The organism is Pseudorhodobacter sp., assembly GCF_030452865.1.
Taxonomy (GTDB): domain Bacteria; phylum Pseudomonadota; class Alphaproteobacteria; order Rhodobacterales; family Rhodobacteraceae; genus Pseudorhodobacter.
Map to the genome: position 1 here is coordinate 1 of NZ_JAKDLJ010000444.1, position 2741 is coordinate 2741.

Sequence of the window (2741 nt, forward strand, 5' to 3'; positions counted from 1 at the left end):
TGGCAACGCCGCTGCTGGCCGGGCCGGGTGCGCTTGCCACCATGATCCTGCTGGGCGGCGAGTCGGGCGGCGGCTGGCAAGGGGTTGTGACGGTGCATCTGGTGATGATTTTCGTCGTCTTTCTTGCCTTTCTGCTGTTTCTTGTTGCTGGCCCGCTGGAACGTGCGCTGGGACGTACCGGCACTCTGGTCATCACCCGGCTTCTGGGTATGCTGCTGGCTGCCTTGTCGGTGCAATTCGTGATTGACGGCATCATCGGTACCGGACTGGTCGGATGATCACCTTGCCCCATGTCCTGCTGATCGCCGAAGCCGGAGAGTAAGATGGACGGAGATTCCTTTGCGCGCCTGACCTATCTCGGGATTCTCGGCGTCGCGGTCGGCAGCTATCTGCTGGTCGAGTTTCGCGGACGGATGGGCCAACTGGCGCGCGGCGTGATTTCCTGGGGGTTGATCTTTGTCGGGGTGATGGCCGGCTATGGCTTGTGGCATGACATGGGGAGCAGTTTCACCGGTCAACAGGAAGTGATCAACGGGCAAGAGATCAGCCTGCCGCGCAACCGGGATGGCCATTATTACCTGACATTGGAGATCGACGAGACAGAGGTGAAGTTTCTGGTCGATACAGGGGCGTCGAATGTCGTCTTGTCACGCGAGGATGCGGTTCGGTTGGGGTTCGATCCTGACAAACTCGTCTATCTCGGCACCGCGCAAACTGCCAATGGATCGGTCCGAACCGCGCGGGTGACGCTGAAGAATGTGGACCTTGGCCCGATCCATGACGACACACTCGCGGCGGCGGTCAATGATGGTGAGATGGACGGCTCACTTCTGGGAATGGATTATCTGGGCCGGTTCCACATCGAAATTTCCGGCGATCAGATGATCTTGCGGCGCTGAAGCGCCTGGATGCCTCGATGCACATTCTGGCCGCCCGGAACGGCAATCGTCATTAAGTGTTTGAGAAGATTGGCGCACCCAGCACGATTCGAACGTGCGACCTTTGCCTTCGGAGGGCAACGCTCTATCCAGCTGAGCTATGGGTGCCTTGTGTCTGCTGACTATCCAATGGGGGCAGGCTTTGCAACGGGTTATTTCAGCCAAAAAGCTCGTGACAGAATTCCAGCGCGTCGATCAGCGTGTCGGCCTCAGCCGTCGTGTTGTACATCGCAAATGACGCGCGGCAGGTGGCACCGACGCCAAGATGTTCCAGCAACGGCATCGCGCAATGCGTACCCGCCCGCACCGCAACCCCGCGCTTGTCGAGGATGGTGGAGACATCATGCGCATGTGCGCCGCCTTGCATCGTGAAGCTGAAAATGGCGCCTTTGCTTTCAGAATTTCCCTGCACGTTCAACCAGTTCAACCCGGCCAGCCGCACGCGGGTATAGTCGCGCAAGCTGCGTTCATGGGCGGCGATATTCTCCATCCCGACCGCCATCATGTAATCGAGCGCGACACCCATGCCGATTTGCGGCACGATACCGGGGGTGCCTGCCTCAAACTTCATCGGCGGATCGGCGTAGGTGATGACTTCGCGCCCGACTTCGCGGATCATATCACCACCGCCGAGGAAAGGCCGCATCTCGGCCATGCGATCCTTTGCGATAAACATCGCACCCGACCCGCTGGGACCATAAAGTTTATGCCCGGTGATCGCGTAGAAATCGCATCCCATCGCGGCCAGATCGACGGGCATATGCACCGCCGCCTGCGAACCATCGACCAGAACCGGAACCCCCAAGCTGCGTGCGCCCTGGCAAATGCTGGCAACATCGACCACAGTTCCGGTGACATTCGACATCTGCGTGATCGCGACCAATTTGGTTTTCGGCCCGATGGCGTCTATCACCGCCTGCGGGTCAAGGTCGCCGTTCTGGTCACATTCGACCCATTTCAGCACCACGCCCTGGCGCTCACGCAGGAAATGCCAGGGCACGATATTGGCGTGATGCTCCAACACCGACAGAACAATCTCATCCCCCGCCTGCATCCGGGGCGCGCCCCAGGCATAGGAAACAAGGTTGATGCCTTCAGTGGTGCCGGTGGTAAAGACGATCTCATGCTCATCCGGCGCATTGAGAAAACGTGCGACCTTGCCGCGCACGCTTTCATACTTGTCGGTCGCAAGGTTGGAAAGGAAGTGCAGGCCCCGATGAACATTGGCATATTCATCCGTGTAAGCCTTGGTGATCGCGTCAATCACCACTTGCGGTTTTTGCGCCGAGGCGCCGTTGTCGAGATAAACCAGGGGCCGGTCATTCACCTTGCGCGAAAGAATCGGAAAATCGGCGCGAATCTTTTCTACATCAAACATCGCTCAAACCCCCGCCGCCGCGCCAAAGATCAAAGTCAACACAATCGCCAGAACAACCGCCAAAACAACTACCGCCACCAGAATTCCGACGAACACCAAAGCGAGGGATCGGAACCCATGCAGTTCGGCGACGAAATTGGTCAGAAGCCATAGAAACAGCACCAAACCGGCAACGCCCAGAATATCGGCCAGCGGCGGCACGATCACTTGCATCACGATTTGCGCCACCTGCACGCAGAGCAGAACAAATTGCAACCATGCGAGCAGGATCACCGCCTCGTTCAGGGTGCCGGTGCCGCCACGCATCCGTCCAAGCCGGTGAACGGCATGGACTGAAATCAGCAGCACCGCCCATTGCAGGATCGCCGTGCGTACCGGGCTTGCCATTGCCGGGCCCACACCGCTTGCACCTCCGGCGGCATCAG

At 59.0% G+C, this 2741-nt stretch carries 4 protein-coding genes and 1 tRNA gene; 2 read left to right on the forward strand and 3 right to left on the reverse strand.

What is annotated here, in order from left to right:
• Together L0H65_RS17775 and L0H65_RS17780 are read left to right on the forward strand one after the other, a co-directional pair.
• Positions 1 to 278, forward strand: a 278-nt coding sequence (locus L0H65_RS17775; protein ID WP_301460549.1) for a MarC family protein, incomplete at its 5' end; no start/stop codon positions are given.
• 45 nt (positions 279 to 323) lie between these two features.
• Positions 324 to 899, forward strand: a complete 576-nt coding sequence (locus tag L0H65_RS17780; RefSeq protein ID WP_301460550.1) for a TIGR02281 family clan AA aspartic protease — start codon at positions 324 to 326, stop codon at positions 897 to 899.
• A 70-nt stretch (positions 900 to 969) separates the two neighbouring features.
• Here the strand turns inward: L0H65_RS17780 and L0H65_RS17785 are convergent.
• From L0H65_RS17785 to L0H65_RS17795, 3 genes are all read right to left on the reverse strand, one after another.
• Positions 970 to 1046 (reverse strand) — tRNA-Arg (locus tag L0H65_RS17785).
• Positions 1047 to 1095: 49 nt separating this feature from the next.
• Positions 1096 to 2316 carry a cysteine desulfurase gene (locus L0H65_RS17790; protein WP_301460551.1) on the reverse strand — a complete coding sequence of 407 codons (1221 nt, stop codon included), beginning with the start codon at positions 2314 to 2316 and terminating at the stop codon, positions 1096 to 1098.
• 3 nt (positions 2317 to 2319) lie between these two features.
• The coding region (locus tag L0H65_RS17795) for a YIP1 family protein (RefSeq protein ID WP_301460552.1) at positions 2320 to 2741 on the reverse strand (422 nt) is incomplete at its 5' end.